The sequence below is a fragment of the Ideonella sp. P3_A4 genome (assembly GCF_056403075.1).
The window spans coordinates 1-1,473 of sequence record NZ_JBFUGE010001016.1 but is presented as its reverse complement, the minus strand read 5'-3'; the positions used below and the strand labels follow the sequence as shown (position 1 = coordinate 1,473).

Here is a 1,473-nt window from a genome sequence, read left to right as displayed (position 1 = left end):
CTGACATGCACGACAAATGGAACGACGATTGCTACGAAGAGAAGTGCTACCAGAATTTCACTGAGTTGACTGCGAAGGCTACCCCAGGCATGGACTTCTGGATGGCTGGCAATATAGGTTACGGCGCCTTTGTCTCCGATTTGAAGCGCGCTGCAGCTTCTTTCCCCGTAGCTGTCCGATTCCAGCCCGGCAATCTTTGACGCACCGGCTTCGAATTCAAACCCGACATGATGCTTCTGACCTGACACGCAATCGATCTTGGTGACTGTTGCCATGCCACTTGTTCCAGCCGTCGCCAGCCAAGCCAAGGGCAGGATCTGAGTACAGACCAATGCCATAGCTGCCGCCGTGGTTGCTGCAATGACGTAAACAGTGCGAGCGGCGTCATCGATTCTGCGCGACGCAAACCAGATACCCAGCACGCCAAACGCTACAAGCGTTCCTTGAAGGGCTCTGAGTGTGAACATGAGGTCTAACGTTCGACGTAAGGGGCGGATTGCGCCTTGGCGCAAGACGTCCCCTTGACGGAGGGGTTAGACCTTGGTGGCCGCATGCTGTAACACGGTAAGCACCGATTCTGGGTTGCAGCCGTAGATGCCGGCACCCCAAGCAGCATTCTGCTCGACGCATGCCCAACCGACTCCTTCGATGGAGCCTACGTCAACGACGGTTGCAATGGGAAGATCGACCCTCGAGTCAGCGAGCAGGGCGCTGACAAACGCCTCGACTTGAAAGTCCTCTTCGGGTGAACTGGCGAACCCTGATTCGCGTTGAAGTTCACCGAAGCGGGAGTACAGGGAGTACGTTTCCAGCGACCGGTTCTTGATGAAGCAGCGAAACTCTTTCTCCCACTTGACCACATCTGAAATGAGCACAGGCATTTCATCGGGGTATTCAGCGGGAAGCTCGCTACCCCGATAGACACCTGCCGGAAAGCTCTTGTCGTTGGGAGGCTTCACAAAGGCTGGTTGCTCGTTTAGCCGGGCGGTACCCAGTGTGGCGAGTGAAATTTGACGGTGCTTGAATTCGAACGGCAGACGGACCAGCCAGTCTTCGGGTGGACTAAGCAGGATAAGGCCGAGCTGCTCAGCCAGGCTTGGCCCAAAGAGGGCCTCACCGTAGAGAACGGGCTCCGATACCTTTTGAAGATGCTCAGGAACGCGCCATGTTGATAGCCGTTCGGTCTTCCAACCCATGCCGCCCGCTGCCTTCCAGAGGGCTTGTGAGTCTTCTGTATAGCGAGGAGTGAAGATGAGCGTTGGCATTGCTTGGTATCGGAATAAGCGAAGAGGTCTAACGTTCGAGGTAAGGGGCGGCTTGCGGCCTGCCGCAAGACGTCCCCTTGACTGAGGGGTTAGACCCTTTGGCGGAAGAGAGCGAGGTCAGCATTCGATGTAGCGAGAAGGTGTGCAATGTTGGAGATGCCCGCTAGTACATTGAATTACGCCACCAACGACTACAACGCCGACAACC

General features: G+C 56.1%; 2 protein-coding genes. Both read right to left on the bottom strand.

The window, feature by feature from the left end; genetic code table 11:
• The coding region (locus AC1DYI_RS35405; protein WP_477208774.1) for a hypothetical protein at positions 1–467 on the bottom strand (467 nt) is incomplete at its 3' end.
• 66 nt (positions 468–533) lie between these two features.
• Positions 534–1,265, bottom strand: coding sequence for an ATP-grasp domain-containing protein (locus AC1DYI_RS35400; RefSeq protein WP_477208773.1), 732 nt, complete (start codon positions 1,263–1,265; stop codon positions 534–536).
• Positions 1,266–1,473: the final 208 nt, after the last annotated feature.